The following is an 18218-nucleotide window of genomic DNA, read 5'->3' as shown; positions in this document are numbered from 1 at the left end:
GATCCCGGGAGAAGCGCCGAAGTGCCCACGCGCCACGACATCCGTAACGTCGCCATCGTCGCCCACGTCGACCATGGCAAGACGACCATCGTCGATGCCATGCTCAAGCAGGCCGGTGCCTTCGCCGCCCACCAGCACCTCGACGACCGCATGATGGACTCGAACGACCTGGAGCGTGAGAAGGGCATCACGATCCTCGCCAAGAACACGGCGGTGAAGTACCACCCCAAGGACGGCGGGGCGCCCATCACGATCAACATCATCGACACCCCCGGCCACGCCGACTTCGGTGGTGAGGTCGAGCGCGGTCTGTCGATGGTGGACGCCGTCGTCCTGCTGGTGGACGCCTCCGAGGGTCCGCTGCCCCAGACCCGCTTCGTCCTGCGCAAGGCCCTGCAGGCGAAGATGCCGGTCATCCTCTGCATCAACAAGACGGACCGCCCGGACTCCCGGATCGACGAGGTCGTCAACGAGACCTACGACCTGTTCCTGGACCTGGACGCGGACGAGGACCAGATCGAGTTCCCGATCGTCTACGCCTGCGGCCGTGACGGCGTGGCCTCGCTGACCAAGCCGGAGGACGGCACCGTCCCCGCGGACAGCGACAACCTGGAGCCGTTCTTCTCCACCATCCTGGAGCACGTCCCCGCCCCGGTGTACGACGACGAGGCGCCCCTCCAGGCCCACGTCACCAACCTGGACGCCGACAACTTCCTCGGCCGCATCGCGCTGCTCCGCGTCGAGCAGGGCGAGCTCCGCAAGGGCCAGACCGTCACGTGGATCAAGCGCGACGGCACCCAGTCCAACGTCCGCATCACCGAGCTGATGATGACCGAGGCGCTCACCCGCAAGCCGGCCGAGGTGGCGGGCCCCGGTGACATCTGCGCCGTCGCCGGTATCCCCGACATCATGATCGGCGAGACCCTGGCGGACCCGGAGAACCCGATCGCGCTGCCGCTGATCTCGGTGGACGAGCCGGCGATCTCCATGACCATCGGTACGAACACCTCCCCGATGGTCGGCCGCGGCGGCAGCGGCAAGGGCGCGGACGCCAAGTCCGCCGTCAAGGACCGCAAGGTCACCGCCCGCCAGGTCAAGGACCGCCTCGACCGCGAGCTGGTCGGTAACGTCTCCCTCCGCGTGCTCGACACCGAGCGCCCGGACGCCTGGGAGGTCCAGGGCCGTGGTGAGCTCGCGCTCGCCATCCTGGTCGAGCAGATGCGCCGCGAGGGCTTCGAGCTGACCATCGGCAAGCCGCAGGTGGTCACGCAGGAGATCGACGGCAAGGTGCACGAGCCGGTCGAGCGCATGACGATCGACGTCCCCGAGGAGCACATGGGCGCGGTCACGCAGCTCATGGGCGTCCGCAAGGGCCGCATGGACAACATGTCGAACCACGGCTCCGGCTGGGTCCGCATGGAGTTCGTCGTCCCGTCGCGCGGTCTCATCGGTTTCCGTACCGAGTTCCTGACCGGTACGCGCGGCACGGGCATCGCCCACTCGATCCACGAGGGCCACGAGCCGTGGTTCGGCCCGCTGGTCACCCGCAACAACGGTTCGCTGGTCGCCGACCGCGCCGGTGCGGTCACGCCGTTCGCCATGATCAACCTTCAGGAGCGCGGCGTCCTGTTCACCGACCCCGGCACCGAGGTGTACGAGGGCATGATCGTCGGCGAGAACTCGCGCTCCGACGACATGGACGTGAACATCACCAAGGAGAAGAAGCTCACCAACATGCGTGCGGCTTCCGCGGACAACACCGAGAACGTGGTGCCGCCGCGCAAGCTCTCCCTGGAGCAGTCCCTGGAGTTCTGCCGCGACGACGAGTGCGTCGAGGTGACCCCGGAGGCGGTCCGCATCCGCAAGGTCGTCCTGGACCAGAAGGACCGTTCGCGCACCGCGTCGCGCGCCAAGTCCGCCAAGTAGCGGGCGGGGCCCGCCAAGTAGCGGGCGAGGTCCGCCGAGTGGCGGGCGAGCAGGACCAGTAGGACCCCAGCGGGACCCGAGCGGGACCCGAGGGTGCTCCGGTACCGTCGGCGCGGTACCGCAGCGGGAGCGCGGCCGCCCGATCGACTGTCGAAAAGTCGTACGGCTGGAAACGGCCCCTCCCCATACCGACACGGTGTGGGGAGGGGCCGTTCGCGTTTGTCAAGCGGATTGTTGCGTTCTGGTGTCCGCATACCGACCGTGACACTCCGGAAGGTGAGCTAACCGTCCGTTTCGCACGTGTCTGTCTCCTATCCGTTTGTCCGGATTTCGGGTTTTCGCCATGCGGTGATGTTGTGAAAACGAGACCACTTAAGTGTGGTTTACGGTCTGGGCGTCCCCGAGGATGGCTCCATTGAGCTCGGGTCAATGGGTCACACGCTGTGGGGAGCGTCGACTCACGAGCACACACGATGGGACCGGATTTCGCTGTCAGGGGTGTCAGCGGAGCCGGGTCCTTCACGAATCGACAGTGACTCCTGAGGAGGCAATTACCCATGCGCGGAGCAACGAGCGCCAAGTGGGTCGCGGGTGCCGTCATCGTGGCGATGGCTGCCACGGCCTGCAGCACCAGCAAGGACAACGCGGGCGGCGCCGGTGGCAACATCACCGTGCTGCTCGGCGAGCCGCAGCACGGCCTGGTGGGTCAGAACACCGCCGAGTCCGAGGGCGCCGAGGTCCTCAACGCGCTCTTCACCGGTCTGGTCGACTACGACAACAAGACCAACGAGCCGAAGCTCGCGGTCGCGGAGTCCATCGACACCACGGACTCGAAGACCTGGACCGTCAAGATCAAGGACGGCTACACCTTCCACAACGGCGAGAAGGTCGACGCGCAGTCGTTCGTCCGCGCCTGGAACTGGGGTGCCAACCAGGACAACGCCGCCGAGGGCATGCCGTTCTTCTCGAAGATCGAGGGCTCCGAGGAGCTCGCGCCGGGCAAGGACAAGAAGCCCACCTCCAAGGAGCTCAAGGGCCTCAAGGTCGTTGACGAGAAGACCTTCACCGTCACGCTGAAGGAGCCCTTCTCCCAGTTCAAGACCATGCTGGGCTACAACGCCTTCTACCCGCTGCCCAAGGCGTTCGAGGCCGACCCGAAGAAGTTCGGCGAGAACCCGATCGGCAACGGCGCCTTCCAGATGGACGGCGCGTGGGAGCACAACAAGCAGATCAAGGTCAAGCGGTACGACAAGTACCCGGCCGAGGGTCGCGCCAAGCTGGCCGGCGTCACCTTCAAGATCTACGACAACCTGGACACGGCGTACAACGACCTGCGCGCCGACAACCTCCAGATCGTCGACAAGCTCCCGATCTCCGCGATGGCCAACGTCTCGCAGGAGTTCGGCGACCGCTACCTGTACAAGCCCGAGTCGGGCGTCGGCTACCTCGGTCTCCCGCTGGAGCAGAACCCCGAGACGTTCGGCAAGCTGGAGATCCGTCAGGCCATCTCCATGGCCATCGACCGGGACGCCATCACGAAGACCATCTTCAACGGCACCCGCAAGCCGGCCGACGACTTCATCAGCCCGATCATCCCGGGCTACCGCAAGGGCGCCCTGGGCGAGTTCGGTACGTACAACCCGACCAAGGCCAAGGAGCTCTTCGAGAAGGCCGGCGGCGTTCCCGGCAACAAGATCGAGCTCGGCTACAACGCCGACGGCGGTCACAAGGAGTGGATGGAGGCCGTCGCGAACCAGCTGAAGGCCAACCTCGGCATCGAGGTCACCACCAAGCCCTACGCCAAGTTCGGCGAGATGCTGGACGACCTGGGCGCCTCGAAGTACAAGGGTGCCTTCCGCATGGCGTGGTCCATGGACTACCCGGCGGCGGAGAACTACCTGCGTCCGATCTTCTCGAAGGTCGCGATCGACAACGGCTCCAACTACGGCCACTACAAGAACGAAGAGTTCGAGAAGGTCATGGCGGAGGCCGACAAGGCCACCGACGCCGCCGAGGGCCTGAAGCTGTACCAGAAGGCCGATGACATCATCATCAAGGACCTTCCGTACATCCCGGTGTTCACGTACATGTCTTCTGCGGCCTACTCCCAGTCCGTGAAGAACGTCGAGGTCGACGCCCAGGGCCGCATGGACCTGGCGAACGTCGAGCTCAACAAATAACACCCCTCTTCACTAAGGGGATTCAGGGGGCGGGCAGGCGGAGGCAGGTCTCCGCCTGCCTGCCCTTTCCCCCTGTTCTTTGCTGGAGGTCTGATGGGCCGCTACCTCATCCGCCGACTCATACAGGCGATCCCTGTTCTGATCGGTGCCACGTTCCTCATCTACTGGCTGGCGTTCAAGCTCCCCGGTGACCCGATCCAGGCTCTCGCCGGAGAGAAGAAGGCCGACCCGATCGTCGCGGCGATGCTGCGCGAGAAGTACCACCTCAACGACTCGTTCCTGTCGCAGTACTGGAACTACATAACCAACCTCTTCCAGGGCAACTTCGGCGAGACCCTGACCGGCCGCTCCGTCTGGGACAAGATCACCGAAGCCTTCCCCTACACGATGAACCTCGCGATCGTCGCGTTCGTCATCGAGGCCGTCGTCGGTGTCCTCGCCGGCATCATGGCCGCCCTGCGCCGGGGCAAGTTCCTCGACCAGCTCGTCCTGCTCTCCACCCTGCTCGTCATCTCGATCCCGGTCTTCGTGAGCGGTTTCGTCCTCCAGCTGACGCTGGGCGTGCAGCTCAAGAAGAGCTGGGGCATCGACTTCTTCTCCGTCTCCTTCAACGAGAACGACGGCATCCGCGCCTACCTCCTCCCGGCGCTGGTACTCGCTTCGACCTCGCTCGCGTACGTGGCCCGACTGACCCGTACGTCGATGATGGAGACCATGCGCGCCGACTACGTGCGCACCGCGACCGCGAAGGGCCTGCCCCGCCGGCGCGTCGTCGCGAACCACGCGCTGCGCAACGCGCTCATCCCGATCGTCACCTTCCTCGGCGCCGACCTCGGATCCCTGATGGGCGGCGCGGTCATCACCGAGAAGATCTTCAACATCCACGGGATCGGCGGCCTGCTGGCCGAGTCGGTGTACCGCAAGGAGGGCACCGTGATCGTGGGCGTCGTCTCGCTCCTGATCATCGTGTACCTCGTCGCCAACCTGATCGTGGACCTGCTCTACGCAGTGCTCGACCCGAGGATCCGCTATGCGTGACACAACTACGGTGGGGGATGAGTTGACCGACACCCAGACCGCCGAAGCTCCCTCCGCGAGCGGACCGGCCGCCGCCAAGCCCGGCAAGCCGAAGAAGGAGCGCGAGGCCAGCCTCTGGTCCGACGCCGTCTCGGACCTCCGGCGCAACCCGATCTTCCTGATCGGCGGCACGCTCGTCGTCATCCTGCTCGTGCTCTCCGCGGTCCCGCAGTGGTTCACGCCCGGCAGCCCCTTCGACGCCGCCGCCTGCAAGCTCGAGGACTCGCTGAAGACCCCGAGCTCCGACCACTGGTTCGGCTTCGACGTCCAGGGCTGTGACGTCTACACGCGTACGGTCTGGGCCGCCCGGAACTCGATCATCGTCGGTGTCGTCACCACCACCCTGGTGCTCCTCGTCGGCGGCGCGCTCGGCCTGGTCGCCGGCTGGGTCGGCGGATTCATCGACAGCGTCCTGTCCCGCTTCACCGAGATCTTCTTCGCCATCCCGCTGCTCCTCGGCGGCATGCTGATCATGTCGGGCCTCGGCAAGGGCAACGCCTGGACGGTCTCCGTCGTACTGGCCACCCTCGGCTGGCCGCAGATCTTCCGCATCATGCGTTCCTCGGTGCTGCAGAACAAGAACAACGACTACGTCGTCGCCGCCCGCGCCCTGGGCGCCGGCACGATGCGCATCACGCTGCGGCACATCCTGCCCAACGCGATCGCGCCCGTCATCGTGGTCGGTGCGATCAGCCTCGGTGTGTACATCGGCGCCGAGTCCGCGCTGTCGTACCTCGGCATCGGCGTCCAGCCGCCCGGCATCTCCTGGGGCCTGATGGTCAGCGACGCCTCCGTCCGCTGGCTCCAGGCACCTCACGTGCTCCTCTTCCCGGCCGCCGCGCTGAGCATCACCGTGCTCGCGTTCATCATGGTCGGCGACGCGGTGCGCGACGCCCTCGACCCGAAGCTGCGCTGAGGAAGGGCGTACGTTGACCATCATCGACAAGACCTCGAACGTCCCCGCGCCCCGCTCGGCGCCGGAGGGCACCACCCCCCTGCTGGACGTGCGGAACCTGCACGTCGAGTTCCACACCCGCGACGGCGTGGCCAAGGCCGTCAACGGCGTCTCGTACTCGGTGAACGCCGGCGAGACCCTTGCCGTCCTCGGCGAGTCCGGCTCGGGCAAGTCCGTGACGGCGCAGGCCATCATGGGCATCCTCGACATGCCCCCCGGCAAGATCCCGCACGGCGAGATCCTGTTCCAGGGCACCGACCTGCTCAAGCTCCCCGCCGAGGAGTTCCGCAAGATCCGCGGCTCGAAGATCGCCATGATCTTCCAGGACGCGCTCTCCTCGCTGAACCCCGTGCACACCGTGGGCGCCCAGCTCGGCGAGATGTTCCGCGTCCACCGCGGGATGTCGAAGAAGGACGCCACGGCCAAGGCCATCGAGCTCATGGACCGCGTGAAGATCCCCGCCGCCAAGGCGCGCGTGGGGGACTACCCGCACCAGTTCTCGGGCGGCATGCGCCAGCGCATCATGATCGCCATGGCGATGGCCCTGGAGCCGGACCTGATCATCGCCGACGAGCCGACCACGGCCCTCGACGTGACGGTCCAGGCCCAGGTCATGGACCTCCTCGCGGAGCTCCAGCGCGAGATGAACATGGGCCTGATCCTGATCACCCACGACCTCGGCGTCGTCGCCGACGTCGCGGACAAGATCGCCGTCATGTACGGCGGCCGGATCGTCGAGAACGCCCCGGTCCACGAGATCTACAAGCGCCCCGCGCACCCGTACACCCGCGGCCTGCTCGACTCGATCCCGCGCCTGGACCAGAAGGGCCAGGAGCTCTACGCGATCAAGGGCCTGCCGCCCAACCTGCTCAACATCCCCTCGGGCTGCGCCTTCAACCCGCGCTGCCCCAAGGCTCAGGACATCTGCCGCACGGACGTGCCGGTCCTGCACCAGGTGACCGAGCAGGACGGCACCGAGCTGCCCGGCCGCGGCAGCGCGTGCCACTTCTGGAAGGAGCAGATCCATGGCTGACCTCACCAAGCCCAAGGGCGAGCCGATCCTTCAGGTGCGCAACCTGGTCAAGCACTTCCCGCTGACCCAGGGCATCCTGTTCAAGAAGCAGGTCGGCGCGGTCAAGGCCGTGGACGGCGTCTCCTTCGACCTGTACCAGGGCGAGACCCTCGGCATCGTCGGCGAGTCCGGCTGTGGCAAGTCCACCGTCGCCAAGCTGCTGATGAACCTGGAGAAGGCCACCGCCGGCGAGGTCCTCTACAAGGGCCAGGACATCACCAAGCTGTCCGGCAAGGCCCTCAAGGCCGTCCGCCGCAACATCCAGATGGTGTTCCAGGACCCGTACACCTCGCTGAACCCGCGCATGACGGTCGGCGACATCATCGGGGAGCCCTTCGAGATCCACCCCGAGGTGGCTCCCAAGGGCGGCCGGCGCCGCAAGGTCCAGGAACTCCTGGACGTCGTGGGCCTGAACCCGGAGTACATCAACCGCTACCCGCACCAGTTCTCCGGCGGCCAGCGCCAGCGCATCGGCATCGCCCGCGGCCTCGCGCTCAACCCGGAGATCATCATCTGCGACGAGCCGGTCTCCGCGCTCGACGTGTCGGTGCAGGCGCAGGTCATCAACCTGATGGGCAAGCTCCAGGACGAGTTCGACCTGTCCTACGTGTTCATCGCGCACGACCTCTCGATCGTCCGGCACATCTCGGACCGCGTGGGCGTCATGTACCTGGGCAAGATGGCCGAGATCGGCTCCGACGCCGAGATCTACGAGCACCCGACCCACCCGTACACCCAGGCACTGCTCTCCGCCGTGCCGGTGCCGGACCCGGAGGTCCGCGAGGCCCGCGAGCGCATCATCCTCACCGGTGACGTGCCGTCCCCCGCCAACCCGCCGTCGGGCTGCCGCTTCCGCACCCGCTGCTGGAAGGCCGAGGAGCGCTGCGCCACGGAGGAGCCGCTGCTGGCGATCCCGACGCGCTTCCAGGGCGTGACCACCCCGGCCGCGCACGAGTCGGCGTGCCACTTCGCGGAGGAGCGGGCCGTCCTGGCCGTCTGATCCCCGCCGTACGACGCCCAGGGCGCCCGGTACCGGAAGTTCCCTCCGGTCCGGGCGCCCTGGCGCGTGTACGGGCCCGACCCGCGCCGCCCGCCCCCCGCCGTGCGGGGAAAGCCGGTTGCGGCGGCCCCCGGCGCCGCCGAGAGTGGCCGGATGACCGACTTGCTGACCGTCCGTCCGGCGGGGCCCGGGGACGCGTCCGACATCTGCGCACTGCTCAACGCCGTCGACGTCATCGAGATCGGCAGACCGGAGACGGACCTCGCCGCCGTCGAGGCCGACCTGCACCACCCCGACGTGGACCTCGCGACCGATTCCTGGCTCGCCTTCCGCGGCGGCCGCCTCGTCGCCTACGCCCTGGTCTGGGCCGACTCGGGACCCGGCCGCGTCGACGGCGACCACTACGTCCTGCCCGGCGAGGACGAGGCCGCCCTGCGGCTGCTGACCCTGATGGAGGCCCGGGCCCGGGCCCTCGCCGCCGGCGCCCCCGGGGCCCGGCTGCGCATCCAGCTCAACGTCGAACCCACCCTCGACCTCACGCTGCTCACCGGCCGCGGCTACCGCACCGTCCGCCGCCACCAGGTCATGACCCGCGCACTCGCCCCCGGCACGGACCTGCCGCCCGCCCCGCCCGCCGGGCTCGTCCTGCGCGACTGCGCCGCCGACGAGGCCGACCGGCGCCGGGCCCACGCCCTCGTCGAGGAGACCTTCGCCGCGCACTTCGGCCACGTGGAACGCGCCTACGAACCGTGGCTGGACCACATCGACGCACGCGCCCTCGACTGGTCGCTGGTCTGGATCGCCTCCCTGCCGGCCGAGGGAGACGTCGCCGTCCTCCTCACCCGGGACGACCGCACCAGCATGGGCTGGCTCAGCCACATCGGCGTCCGCGCCGACGTCCGCGGCCGGGGCATCGGCGGCCACCTGCTGCGCCACGGCTTCGCCGTCTTCGCCGCCCGCGGCCGCCGGTCGGTGGGGCTGGGCGTGGACACCCTGAACGCGACCGGCGCGCTCGGTCTGTACGAGGCGCACGGCATGGCCCTGCACTACGCGGTGGACACCTGGGAGCTGCCTTTGCACTCGCAGGGGTGACAGCGGCGTGACGCGCGGGTGCAATCGGGCCAACCGGAGTGTGGGGGACCGCTCAAAGGGTGACATTGGCCCCTAAGCGAGTCCAGGGACCCCTAGGAGGCACTCCATGCGCGGAGCCACCCACGCCAAGTGGGCCGCATGCGCGGCGGCCGTCGCCCTCGCGGCGACGGCCTGCGGCGGCGGCAGCGACAGCGGCGCGGACGCCGGCGGCGGCGCGGGGGTCGTCAGCTCCTCGTGGGGTGACCCGCAGAACCCGCTGGAGCCCGCCAACACCAACGAGGTGCAGGGCGGCAAGGTCCTCGACATGCTCTTCCGCGGTCTCAAGCGCTACGACGCCAAGACCGGCGCGGCCGAGAACATGCTCGCGGAGAAGATCGAGACCACCGACAGCCAGAACTTCACCGTCACGCTGAAGGACGGCTGGAAGTTCAGCAACGACGAGCCGGTCACCGCCCAGTCCTTCGTGGACGCCTGGAACTACGGCGCCGACGTGCGCAACAAGCAGAACAACGCACCGTTCTTCTCCGACATCGTCGGCTACGACGACGTGCACCCCGCCTCCGGCGAGCCCAAGGCGAAGACGATGTCCGGGCTGGTCGTCAAGGACCCGAAGACCTTCACCGTCGCCCTCAAGGAGAAGTTCTCCACCTGGCCCGAGACCCTCGGCTACCAGGCCTTCTCCCCGCTGCCCAAGTCCTTCTTCAGCGACCACTCCGGCTGGCTCGCCAAGCCCGTCGGCAACGGCCCGTACACGGTGGACTCGTACACCAAGGGCACCGGCATGAAGCTGCGCAAGTGGGAGGGCTACCCGGGCGCGGACAAGGCGCAGAACAGCGGCGTCGACCTCAAGGTGTACACCGACAACAACACGGCCTACACCGACCTGATCTCCGGCAACCTCGACCTCGTCGACGACGTCCCGGCGCAGCAGCTGAAGAACGTCAAGAACGACCTCGGGGACCGGTACATCAACCAGCCGGCCCTCATCATCCAGACCCTCACCTTCCCGATGTACGACCCGCAGTGGGGCAAGGAGGGCATGGAGAAGGTCCGCCGGGGCATCTCCATGGCGATCAACCGCGACGAGATCACCAAGCAGATCTTCCGCGAGACCCGCACCCCGGCCAAGGACTGGACCTCCCCGGCCCTCGGCGCCCAGGGCGGCTTCTCCGCGACGGCCTGCGGCGACGCCTGCGTCTACGACCCGGCCGAGGCCAAGAAGCTCATCCAGGAGGCCGGCGGCCTGCCCGGCGGCAAGGTCACGCTGACCTCCAACGTGGACACCGGCTCGCACCGAGACTGGATGGACGCCGTCTGCAACAGCGTCAACAACGCGCTCGGCGAGGGCCCCGTCTGCACGGTCAACCCGGTCGGCACCTTCGCGGACTTCCGCAACCAGCAGAGCTCCTTCAAGCTGACCGGCCCGTTCCGTTCCGGCTGGCAGGCCGACTACCCGCTGATCCAGAACTTCCTGGAGCCGCTGTACTACACCGGCGCCTCCTCCAACTACGGGAAGTTCAGCAACAAGGACTTCGACAAGCTCGTCGACGACGCCAACCAGGAGAGCGACGCGGCGAAGGCGACCGGGATCTTCCAGGAAGCCGAGAAGATCCTCGCCGAGCAGATGCCCTCCATCCCCCTCTGGTACCAGAACGGCAGCGCCGGCTACTCCGAGCGGCTCACCGACGTGACCCTGAACCAGTTCAGCGTCCCGGTGTACGACGAGATCAAGGTCAGCTGACCGATCCCCACGGAACGAAAGCACGGAGCAGTCCATGGGACGTTACGTGATCCGGCGGCTGCTCCAGATGATCCCCGTGTTCATCGGCAGCACGTTCCTGATCTTCTTCATGGTGTACGCGCTCGGGGATCCGGTGGCCGCCCTCTTCGGGGACAAGGCGCCGGACCCCGCCACCGCGGCCCGCATCCGCAAGGACCTGTACCTCGACCAGCCCCTGTGGAAGCAGTACCTCCACTACATGGGGCAGATCTTCCAGGGCGACTTCGGCACGGCCTTCAACGGCCAGCCCGTCACCGAGCTCATGGCCAGCGCGTTCCCCGTCACCCTGCGCCTGACCATCGTCGCGATCGTCATCGAGGTCCTCGTCGGCATCACCCTCGGCGTGGTCAGCGGCCTGCGCCGGGGGAAGTCCGTCGACACCGGCGTCCTGGTGCTCACCCTCGTCGTCATCTCGGTGCCGACCTTCGTGACCGGCTACCTCCTCCAGTACCTCTTCGGCGTCAAATGGGGCTGGGTCCGGCCCACCGTCTCCCCGGACGCCCCCTTCAGCGAACTGATCCTGCCCGGCATCGTCCTCGCCCTCGTCTCCCTCGCGTACGTCACCCGCCTCTCGCGCACCTCGATCGCCGAGAACACCAAGGCCGACTACGTCCGCACCGCCACCGCCAAGGGCCTCCCACGCCACAGGGTCATCACCCGCCACCTGCTGCGCAACTCCCTGATCCCGGTCGTCACCTTCATCGGCACCGACATCGGCGCCCTCATGGGCGGCGCCATCGTCACCGAGCGGATCTTCAACATCCACGGCGTCGGCTACCAGCTCTACCAGGGCATCCTGCGCAACAACTCGCCCACCGTGGTCGGCTTCGTGACCATCCTCGTGATCGTCTTCCTGCTGGCGAACCTGCTCGTCGACCTGCTCTACGCGGTCCTGGACCCGAGGATCCGTTATGCCTGAGCCCGAGCACCCGGAGCGCCCCGAGCACCCCGACAACCCCGGCGGGTACGACCCCGTCGGCCCCCGAGGGGAAGAGGCCATGTCACCCACCGGCCAGGGCGGCGCCATGGACCTCGCGCTACAGGAGGCCGAGAGCGTCGAGGGCGTCGAGCAGGACGCCGGCCCCGAAGGCCCCCGCGAGAAGGCCCGCTCCCTGTGGTCCGACGCCTGGCACCAGCTGCGCCGCAACCCCGTCTTCGTCGTCTCCTCGCTGCTGATCCTCTTCCTCGTCGTCATCTCCATCTGGCCGCAGCTCATCGCGAGCGGCGACCCCCTCCAGTGCGACCTGTCCAAGTCCCAGGAGGGCTCCTCCCCGGGGCACCCCTTCGGCTACGACACCCAGGGCTGCGACGTCTACACCCGCACCGTCTACGGGGCCCGCGCCTCCATCACCGTCGGGATCTGCGCGACCGTCGGAGCCGCCCTGCTCGGCTCCGCACTCGGCGGCCTCGCCGGATTCTTCGGCGGCTGGGGAGACTCGCTGCTCTCCCGGGTCGCCGACATCTTCTTCGGCATCCCCGTCGTCCTCGGCGGCCTCGTCTTCCTGTCCGTGGTCACCAGCACCACCGTCTGGCCCGTCGTCGGCTTCATCGTGCTGCTCGGCTGGCCGCAGCTCGCCCGCATCGCGCGCGGCTCGGTCATCACCGCCAAACAGAACGACTACGTCCAGGCCGCCCGCGCCCTCGGCGCCGGCAACGGCCGGATGCTGCTGCGGCACGTGGCCCCCAACGCCGTCGCCCCCGTCATCGTCGTCGCCACCATCGCGCTGGGCACCTACATCGCCCTCGAAGCCACCCTGTCGTTCCTCGGCGTCGGCCTGCGCCCGCCGACGGTCTCCTGGGGCATCGACATCTCCAACGCCGCCCCGCAGATCCGCAACGCCCCGCACATGCTGCTCTACCCGGCGGGCGCGCTCAGCATCACCGTGCTCGCCTTCATCATGCTCGGCGACGCGGTGCGCGACGCCCTCGACCCCAAGCTGCGCTGAGGAGAGTGCCGTCAGATGCTGCTCGAAGTCCGCGACCTGCACGTGGAGTTCAAGACCCGCGACGGCGTCGCGAAGGCCGTCAACGGCGTGAACTACTCGGTCGACGAGGGCGAGACCCTCGCCGTCCTCGGCGAGTCCGGCTCCGGCAAGTCCGTGACCGCCCAAGCCGTGATGGGCATCCTCGAAACCCCTCCGGGCCGGATCGCGGGCGGCGAGATCCTCTTCCAGGGCAAGGACCTGCTGAAGATGAAGGAGGACGAACGGCGCAAGATCCGCGGCGCGCGCATGGCCATGATCTTCCAGGACGCCCTGTCCTCCCTCAACCCCGTCCTCAGCGTGGGCGCCCAGCTCGGCGAGATGTACGAGGTGCACCGCGGGATGTCCCGCAAGGCCTCCCGGGCCAAGGCCGTCGAGCTGATGGACCGGGTGAAGATCCCGGCCGCGAAGGACCGGGTGGGGGACTACCCGCACCAGTTCTCGGGTGGCATGCGCCAGCGCATCATGATCGCCATGGCGCTGGCCCTGGAACCCTCCCTCATCATCGCCGACGAGCCGACCACCGCCCTGGACGTCACCGTGCAGGCCCAGGTCATGGACCTGCTCGCGGAGCTCCAGCGCGAACTCAACATGGGCCTGATCCTGATCACCCACGACCTCGGCGTCGTCGCCGACGTCGCCGACAAGATCGCCGTCATGTACGCGGGCCGGATCGTCGAGGCCGCCCCGGTCCACGAGATCTACCGCGCCCCCGCGCACCCGTACACCCGCGGCCTGCTCGACTCGATCCCGCGCCTGGACCAGAAGGGCCAGGAGCTCTACGCGATCAAGGGCCTGCCGCCCAACCTGCTCGCCATCCCGCCCGGCTGCGCCTTCAACCCGCGCTGCCCGATGGCCCGGGCCGCCTGCCGGGCCGAGGTCCCGCCGCTCGCCGCGGTCGCCCCGGACCGGACGAGCGCGTGCTTCTTCTGGAAGGAGTGCCTCGGTGCCTGAAGCCATCCTGGAGGTCCGCGACCTCGTCAAGCACTACCCGCTGACCCAGGGCGTCCTCTTCAAGAAGCAGGTCGGCGCGGTCAAGGCCGTCGACGGGGTCTCCTTCGGCCTGGCCCAGGGCGAGACCCTCGGCATCGTCGGCGAGTCCGGCTGCGGCAAGTCCACCGTCGCCAAGATGCTGGTCCACCTGGAACGCCCGACCGCCGGATCCATCGCGTACAAGGGCGAGGACCTCACCAAGCTGTCCGGCAAGGCCCTCAAAACCGTCCGCCGCAACATCCAGATGGTGTTCCAGGACCCGTACACCTCGCTGAACCCGCGCATGACGGTCGGTGACATCATCGGCGAGCCCTACGAGATCCACCCCGAGGTCGCCCCGAAGGGCGACCGCCGCCGCAGGGTCCAGGACCTCCTCGACGTGGTCGGCCTGAACCCGGAGTACATCAACCGCTACCCGCACCAGTTCTCCGGCGGCCAGCGCCAGCGCATCGGCATCGCCCGCGGCCTCGCCCTCCAGCCGGAGATCATCGTCGCCGACGAGCCCGTCTCCGCCCTCGACGTCTCCGTCCAGGCCCAGGTGGTCAACCTGCTGGAACGCCTCCAGGACGAGTTCGACCTGTCCTACGTGTTCATCGCGCACGACCTCTCGATCGTCCGGCACATCTCCGACCGGGTCGGCGTCATGTACCTGGGCCGGATCGTCGAGATCGGCTCCGACACCCAGATCTACGACCACCCCACCCACCCGTACACCCAGGCGCTGCTCTCCGCCGTCCCCGTCCCGGACCCGCGGGCCCGCGCCCACCGGGAGCGGATCATCCTCTCCGGCGACGTGCCCTCCCCGGCCAACCCGCCCTCGGGCTGCCGCTTCCGCACCCGCTGCTGGAAGGCCCAGGCGCGCTGCGCGTCGGAGGTCCCGCTGCTGGCCGTGCCGGAGGTCTTCGCCTCGGGGCCCGCCGCGCACCCGTCGGCCTGCCACTTCGCCGCCGAGAAGCAGGTGGTTCCGCCCGCCTCCGAACTGCCCCCGCCGCCCGCCCCGCCGCCGGCCGCCCCGCCGCCCGCGAAGGAATAGCGGGGACCGGTCCCGCTCGTGGCGGGAAGTACGGCGGCCGCACCGGGGTGTTCGAACGAATCAGGACGCCCCGGCCGGCTGCCCCGGCGCGGCCGACGGTGCCGGCAGTCCCGGCAGCCCCAGCAGCAGGCCCAGCTGGCCCGTGTGGGCGAGGGAGTCCGCCACCTGCCCGGCCAGCCGGACCCCGACCGGTTCGGCCGTGCCCAGCGTCGGGCTCGGGGCGGTACGGGTGAGGTCCGCGTCCGGGGCGGAGGCGAGGTACGGGGCCACCCGCTGCCCGTGTACGGCCTCCAGGTACGCCAGGAGCAGCGCGGCCGCCGGGGCCCCGGCCCCGGTGAAGGCGGCCGCCTGGGCCGGCGTGTGGCCGTAGCCGGTGTCACCGGGGTCGGCCGGGCGGCCGAAGCGCTCCGCCCAGCCCTGGGAAACGTACAGCTGGGGGAGTCCGGCGATCTCGGACAGGTTCCGGTCCTCGCCGCGCGCCACGTGCCACAGCAGCCAGGCCGGGCTGTTGGCGCCGGGGTGCGGGACCCGGCCCAGCCCCCCGGCCGGGAAGGCCCCGGCCAGGGACCGCAGGTCCTCGTGCGCCCTGCCGAAAAGACATGCCGCCATGTCCCGTCCACCGATCATTTTTGGCCACCCCCGTGCCTCGACTGCCGATCGCGCCCGCGTTACCGCCGTAACGGTAACGCGCTTTACACGGGGGCAACTTGACCGTTTCTGACCCGAGATCCGGTCCCGGCACTCTGAACGGGTGCGGCCGTGCGGGTGCCGACAGTCGGCCGGGGAGGCGCGGAGCCTGCCCGGCCGGCGTTTTCGTGCCCCCGGCCGTGCGCGCCGTGCGCCCCTCGTGCTGCCGGAATTCGATCGATGCGCTGGTACGGATAGTTATGATCCGTAGCGCACGGTGGGTATGACTTCGCCGAGCACGAGTACGCGTACCGATGTCCGCTCGACGTGGAGGTGAAACGCCGTGGCACTCTCGATCTCGGCCGTGGTGCTGCTGGCGATCGTCGTCTTCCTTCTGGTCCGGAGGTCGGGACTGAAGGCGGGCCACGCGTTCGTCTGCGTGCTGCTCGGGTTCTATCTGGCGAGCTCGACGATCGCTCCGACACTCAGCCAGCTCACGTCCAACGTGGCGAGCATGATCAGTGGCCTCAAGTTGTAGGTCCTGCTCGTAGGCTGAACCCCATGAACGGTCTTCCCGCCCGTCGTCTGCTCCTCGTGCACGCGCACCCGGACGACGAGTCCATCAACAACGGCGTCACCATGGCCAAGTACGCGGCCGAGGGCGCCCACGTCGCGTTGGTGACCTGCACGCTCGGCGAGGAGGGCGAGGTCATCCCGGCCGGACTGGCCCACCTGACGGCCGACCGCGACGACGCGCTGGGCCCCCACCGGATCGGCGAGCTCGCCGCCGCCATGAAGGAGCTCGGGGTCGCCGACCACCGCTTTCTCGGCGGCCCGGGCCGCTTCCGGGACTCCGGGATGATGGGCGCGCCCCAGAACGGCCGCCCCGGCGCCTTCTGGTCCGCCGACGTCGACGAGGCCGCCGGGTACCTCGTGGAGGTGATCCGGGAGCTGCGGCCGCAGGTCCTCGTCACCTACGACCCGGACGGCGGGTACGGCCACCCCGACCACATCCAGGCCCACCGCGTCGCCATGCGCGGCGCGGAACTCGCCGCCGACGCCGCGTACCGGCCGGAGCTCGGCGGCCCGCACGCCGTCGGCAAGGTCTACTGGAACCGGGTCCCGCGCTCGGTCGTCGACGAGGGCTTCGCCCGGCTCCGCGCGGCCGGTGACGCGACCCCCTTCCCCGGGCTCGCGAGCCCCGGGGACGTTCCCGGAGTGGTCGCCGACGAGCTGATCACCGCCGAGATCGGCGACGAGGCCGGACAGGAGTTCGCCGCGGCCAAGGCGGCTGCCATGCGGGAGCACGTCACCCAGATCGCCGTGGACGGGCCCTTCTTCGCCCTCTCGAACGACCTGGCCCAGCCCCTGTTCGCCCGCGAGTACTACGAGTTGGCCGCCGGTGAGCCCGGCGCCCCGGCGGGCGTCCGCGAACGCGACCTCTTCGCGGGGGTGGACGCGTGAGCGCCGCCTGGACGCCCGGGCGGATCGCCGTCCTGCTCGGCCTGCTGGTCCTGGGCGCGGTCACCGGCGCGGCCGGCTGGCTCGTGGTGGACCTGTGGTTCCCCGGCGGGCTGCTGCTCGCGCTGCTGGCCCTCTTCGGGCTCTTCCTCGGCGGCCGGATCTCGACCGGCACCGGCATCGGAGTGGGTGCGGCGGCGGTCGGCTGGTTCCTCTCCTACGTGGTCCTCAGCCTGCCGAGGCCGGAGGGCGATTTCGTGCTCGGTTCCTCCGCAATCGGTACGTACGCATACCTTTTGGGTGGGAGTGCGATCGCTGTGATGTGCGCCACGATGCGACTGTCCGCGGACCGTCCCGTTTCGGCCGCGCGGCCGCGCGCTTGACAGGCCGTCGAACTCGGACGGACTCCGATCGGGGACGGCTTGCGCCGGTTTGACGGGCCCTCGGAAGGGGGCGTGCGGGAGCTCAAGAGGAACCATTGATTCCCGGTGGACAGTTGCGCCCGGGCGACGGCCAGTATGGTGGACGGGCCGCCGAGCTGCCCGCGCACGGTATGACGGGCGGCGGAGCCAACCGGGAGAACCTGCCTTGAGTCGTGAAACCGACAGTTCGTCCCCCGGGCCCCAAGGGCACGGTGGAGCCGTCTACCCCTCGGGTACGCCGCCGTACGGAACCGGCCATTACCCGTCCACGGACGCCGCGGCGACCGCCCCGGAGGAGAACCCTGTGACGTCGAACCCGTCCACGCCCGACACCGACGGGCCGAAGACCGAGACCACCCTGACGACCCGTATCCGGATCAACATTCCGGGTTCGCGGCCGATCCCGCCCGTGGTCGTGCGCAAGCCGGTGAAGGACACCGCCCAGCCCGCCGGGCCGGAGCCGACCGAGGCCGCGCCCGCGCCGGCCCCCGCACCGGTGCGGCCCGCGCCGCCCGTGCGCTCGGCCCTGCCCCCGGCGGCCCCGGCGGCGCCCGGACCGGCCCCGGCCGCGCCGGCCCCCGAGCCGGAGGAGGCGGCCAGCAACTGGTTCGCCCCGCG

The 18218-nt window shown here is 69.2% G+C and carries 16 protein-coding genes and 1 pseudogene; 16 read left to right on the top strand and 1 reads right to left on the bottom strand.

The window, feature by feature from the left end; translation table 11 throughout:
- The first annotated feature begins 21 nt into the window (after positions 1-21).
- The 12 genes from typA to ABZZ17_RS06005 all read left to right on the top strand — a co-directional run bounded on the left by typA (position 22) and on the right by ABZZ17_RS06005 (position 15090).
- On the top strand, positions 22-1926 hold the full coding sequence (typA, locus tag ABZZ17_RS06060) for a translational GTPase TypA (protein WP_356872505.1): 1905 nt from the start codon (positions 22-24) through the stop codon (positions 1924-1926).
- Positions 1927-2483: 557 nt separating this feature from the next.
- Positions 2484-4106: an ABC transporter substrate-binding protein gene (locus tag ABZZ17_RS06055; RefSeq protein WP_356872503.1), complete on the top strand. Its 1623-nt coding sequence runs from the start codon at positions 2484-2486 to the stop codon at positions 4104-4106.
- 93 nt (positions 4107-4199) lie between these two features.
- Complete coding sequence (locus tag ABZZ17_RS06050) at positions 4200-5144, top strand: ABC transporter permease (RefSeq protein ID WP_356872501.1); 945 nt, start codon at positions 4200-4202, stop codon at positions 5142-5144.
- Positions 5137-6099, top strand: coding sequence for an ABC transporter permease (locus tag ABZZ17_RS06045; RefSeq protein ID WP_356872499.1), 963 nt, complete (start codon positions 5137-5139; stop codon positions 6097-6099). Before ABZZ17_RS06050 ends, ABZZ17_RS06045 begins: the two co-directional genes overlap by 8 nt.
- A 13-nt stretch (positions 6100-6112) precedes the next feature.
- Positions 6113-7171 carry an ABC transporter ATP-binding protein gene (locus tag ABZZ17_RS06040; RefSeq protein WP_356872497.1) on the top strand — a complete coding sequence of 353 codons (1059 nt, stop codon included), beginning with the start codon at positions 6113-6115 and terminating at the stop codon, positions 7169-7171.
- Entirely contained in the window at positions 7164-8210 is a 1047-nt protein-coding gene (locus tag ABZZ17_RS06035; RefSeq protein WP_356872495.1) for a dipeptide ABC transporter ATP-binding protein, read from the top strand. The genes ABZZ17_RS06040 and ABZZ17_RS06035 overlap by 8 nt, the downstream gene beginning before the upstream one ends.
- Positions 8211-8363: 153 nt before the next feature.
- Positions 8364-9302: a GNAT family N-acetyltransferase gene (locus ABZZ17_RS06030; RefSeq protein WP_356872493.1), complete on the top strand. Its 939-nt coding sequence runs from the start codon at positions 8364-8366 to the stop codon at positions 9300-9302.
- Between the two features lie 106 nt (positions 9303-9408).
- Positions 9409-11043, top strand: coding sequence for an ABC transporter substrate-binding protein (locus tag ABZZ17_RS06025; RefSeq protein WP_356872491.1), 1635 nt, complete (start codon positions 9409-9411; stop codon positions 11041-11043).
- A gap of 34 nt (positions 11044-11077) precedes the next feature.
- A complete protein-coding gene (locus ABZZ17_RS06020) occupies positions 11078-12001 on the top strand; it encodes an ABC transporter permease (protein ID WP_356872489.1) in 924 nt (307 codons plus the stop codon).
- Positions 11994-13028: an ABC transporter permease gene (locus ABZZ17_RS06015; protein ID WP_356872487.1), complete on the top strand. Its 1035-nt coding sequence runs from the start codon at positions 11994-11996 to the stop codon at positions 13026-13028. The genes ABZZ17_RS06020 and ABZZ17_RS06015 overlap by 8 nt, the downstream gene beginning before the upstream one ends.
- Before the next feature lie 15 nt (positions 13029-13043).
- Positions 13044-14018: an ABC transporter ATP-binding protein gene (locus ABZZ17_RS06010; RefSeq protein ID WP_356872485.1), complete on the top strand. Its 975-nt coding sequence runs from the start codon at positions 13044-13046 to the stop codon at positions 14016-14018.
- A complete protein-coding gene (locus ABZZ17_RS06005) occupies positions 14011-15090 on the top strand; it encodes a dipeptide ABC transporter ATP-binding protein (protein WP_356872483.1) in 1080 nt (359 codons plus the stop codon). Before ABZZ17_RS06010 ends, ABZZ17_RS06005 begins: the two co-directional genes overlap by 8 nt.
- Positions 15091-15150: 60 nt before the next feature.
- On the opposite strand, the gene ABZZ17_RS06000 is transcribed toward ABZZ17_RS06005, so the two are convergent.
- Positions 15151-15699: a DinB family protein gene (locus ABZZ17_RS06000; RefSeq protein WP_356872481.1), complete on the bottom strand. Its 549-nt coding sequence runs from the start codon at positions 15697-15699 to the stop codon at positions 15151-15153.
- 361 nt (positions 15700-16060) lie between these two features.
- On the opposite strand from ABZZ17_RS06000, the gene ABZZ17_RS05995 reads away from it, so the two are divergent.
- The 4 genes and pseudogenes from ABZZ17_RS05995 to ABZZ17_RS05980 form a co-directional block, all read left to right on the top strand.
- Positions 16061-16255 carry a hypothetical protein gene (locus ABZZ17_RS05995; protein WP_030226073.1) on the top strand — a complete coding sequence of 65 codons (195 nt, stop codon included), beginning with the start codon at positions 16061-16063 and terminating at the stop codon, positions 16253-16255.
- Positions 16256-16278: 23 nt separating this feature from the next.
- A complete protein-coding gene (gene mshB / locus ABZZ17_RS05990; protein WP_356872479.1) occupies positions 16279-17181 on the top strand; it encodes an N-acetyl-1-D-myo-inositol-2-amino-2-deoxy-alpha-D-glucopyranoside deacetylase in 903 nt (300 codons plus the stop codon).
- A complete protein-coding gene (locus tag ABZZ17_RS05985) occupies positions 17178-17561 on the top strand; it encodes a DUF6113 family protein (protein ID WP_356872477.1) in 384 nt (127 codons plus the stop codon). Before mshB ends, ABZZ17_RS05985 begins: the two co-directional genes overlap by 4 nt.
- 343 nt (positions 17562-17904) lie before the next feature.
- Positions 17905-18218: pseudogene (locus tag ABZZ17_RS05980) on the top strand (hypothetical protein); the annotation flags it as partial.

This window comes from Streptomyces sp. NPDC006512 (assembly GCF_040611935.1).
Classification (GTDB): Bacteria; Actinomycetota; Actinomycetes; order Streptomycetales; family Streptomycetaceae; genus Streptomyces.
Note: the sequence above shows the minus strand (reverse complement) of the source record. Positions and strands in the feature narration are given on the sequence as shown.

Bases quoted from the DNA above. Each gene is read 5' to 3' on its own strand.
- ABZZ17_RS06055 (WP_356872503.1), top strand. From the start codon at position 2,484: ATGCGCGGAGCAACGAGCGCCAAGTGGGTCGCGGGTGCCGTCATCGTG.
- ABZZ17_RS06050 (WP_356872501.1), top strand. From the start codon at position 4,200: ATGGGCCGCTACCTCATCCGCCGACTCATACAGGCGATCCCTGTTCTG.
- ABZZ17_RS06045 (WP_356872499.1), top strand. From the start codon at position 5,137: ATGCGTGACACAACTACGGTGGGGGATGAGTTGACCGACACCCAGACC.
- ABZZ17_RS06035 (WP_356872495.1), top strand. From the start codon at position 7,164: ATGGCTGACCTCACCAAGCCCAAGGGCGAGCCGATCCTTCAGGTGCGC.
- ABZZ17_RS06030 (WP_356872493.1), top strand. From the start codon at position 8,364: ATGACCGACTTGCTGACCGTCCGTCCGGCGGGGCCCGGGGACGCGTCC.
- ABZZ17_RS06025 (WP_356872491.1), top strand. From the start codon at position 9,409: ATGCGCGGAGCCACCCACGCCAAGTGGGCCGCATGCGCGGCGGCCGTC.
- ABZZ17_RS06020 (WP_356872489.1), top strand. From the start codon at position 11,078: ATGGGACGTTACGTGATCCGGCGGCTGCTCCAGATGATCCCCGTGTTC.
- ABZZ17_RS06015 (WP_356872487.1), top strand. From the start codon at position 11,994: ATGCCTGAGCCCGAGCACCCGGAGCGCCCCGAGCACCCCGACAACCCC.
- ABZZ17_RS06010 (WP_356872485.1), top strand. From the start codon at position 13,044: ATGCTGCTCGAAGTCCGCGACCTGCACGTGGAGTTCAAGACCCGCGAC.
- ABZZ17_RS06000 (WP_356872481.1), bottom strand. From the start codon at position 15,699: ATGGCGGCATGTCTTTTCGGCAGGGCGCACGAGGACCTGCGGTCCCTG.
- mshB (WP_356872479.1), top strand. From the start codon at position 16,279: ATGAACGGTCTTCCCGCCCGTCGTCTGCTCCTCGTGCACGCGCACCCG.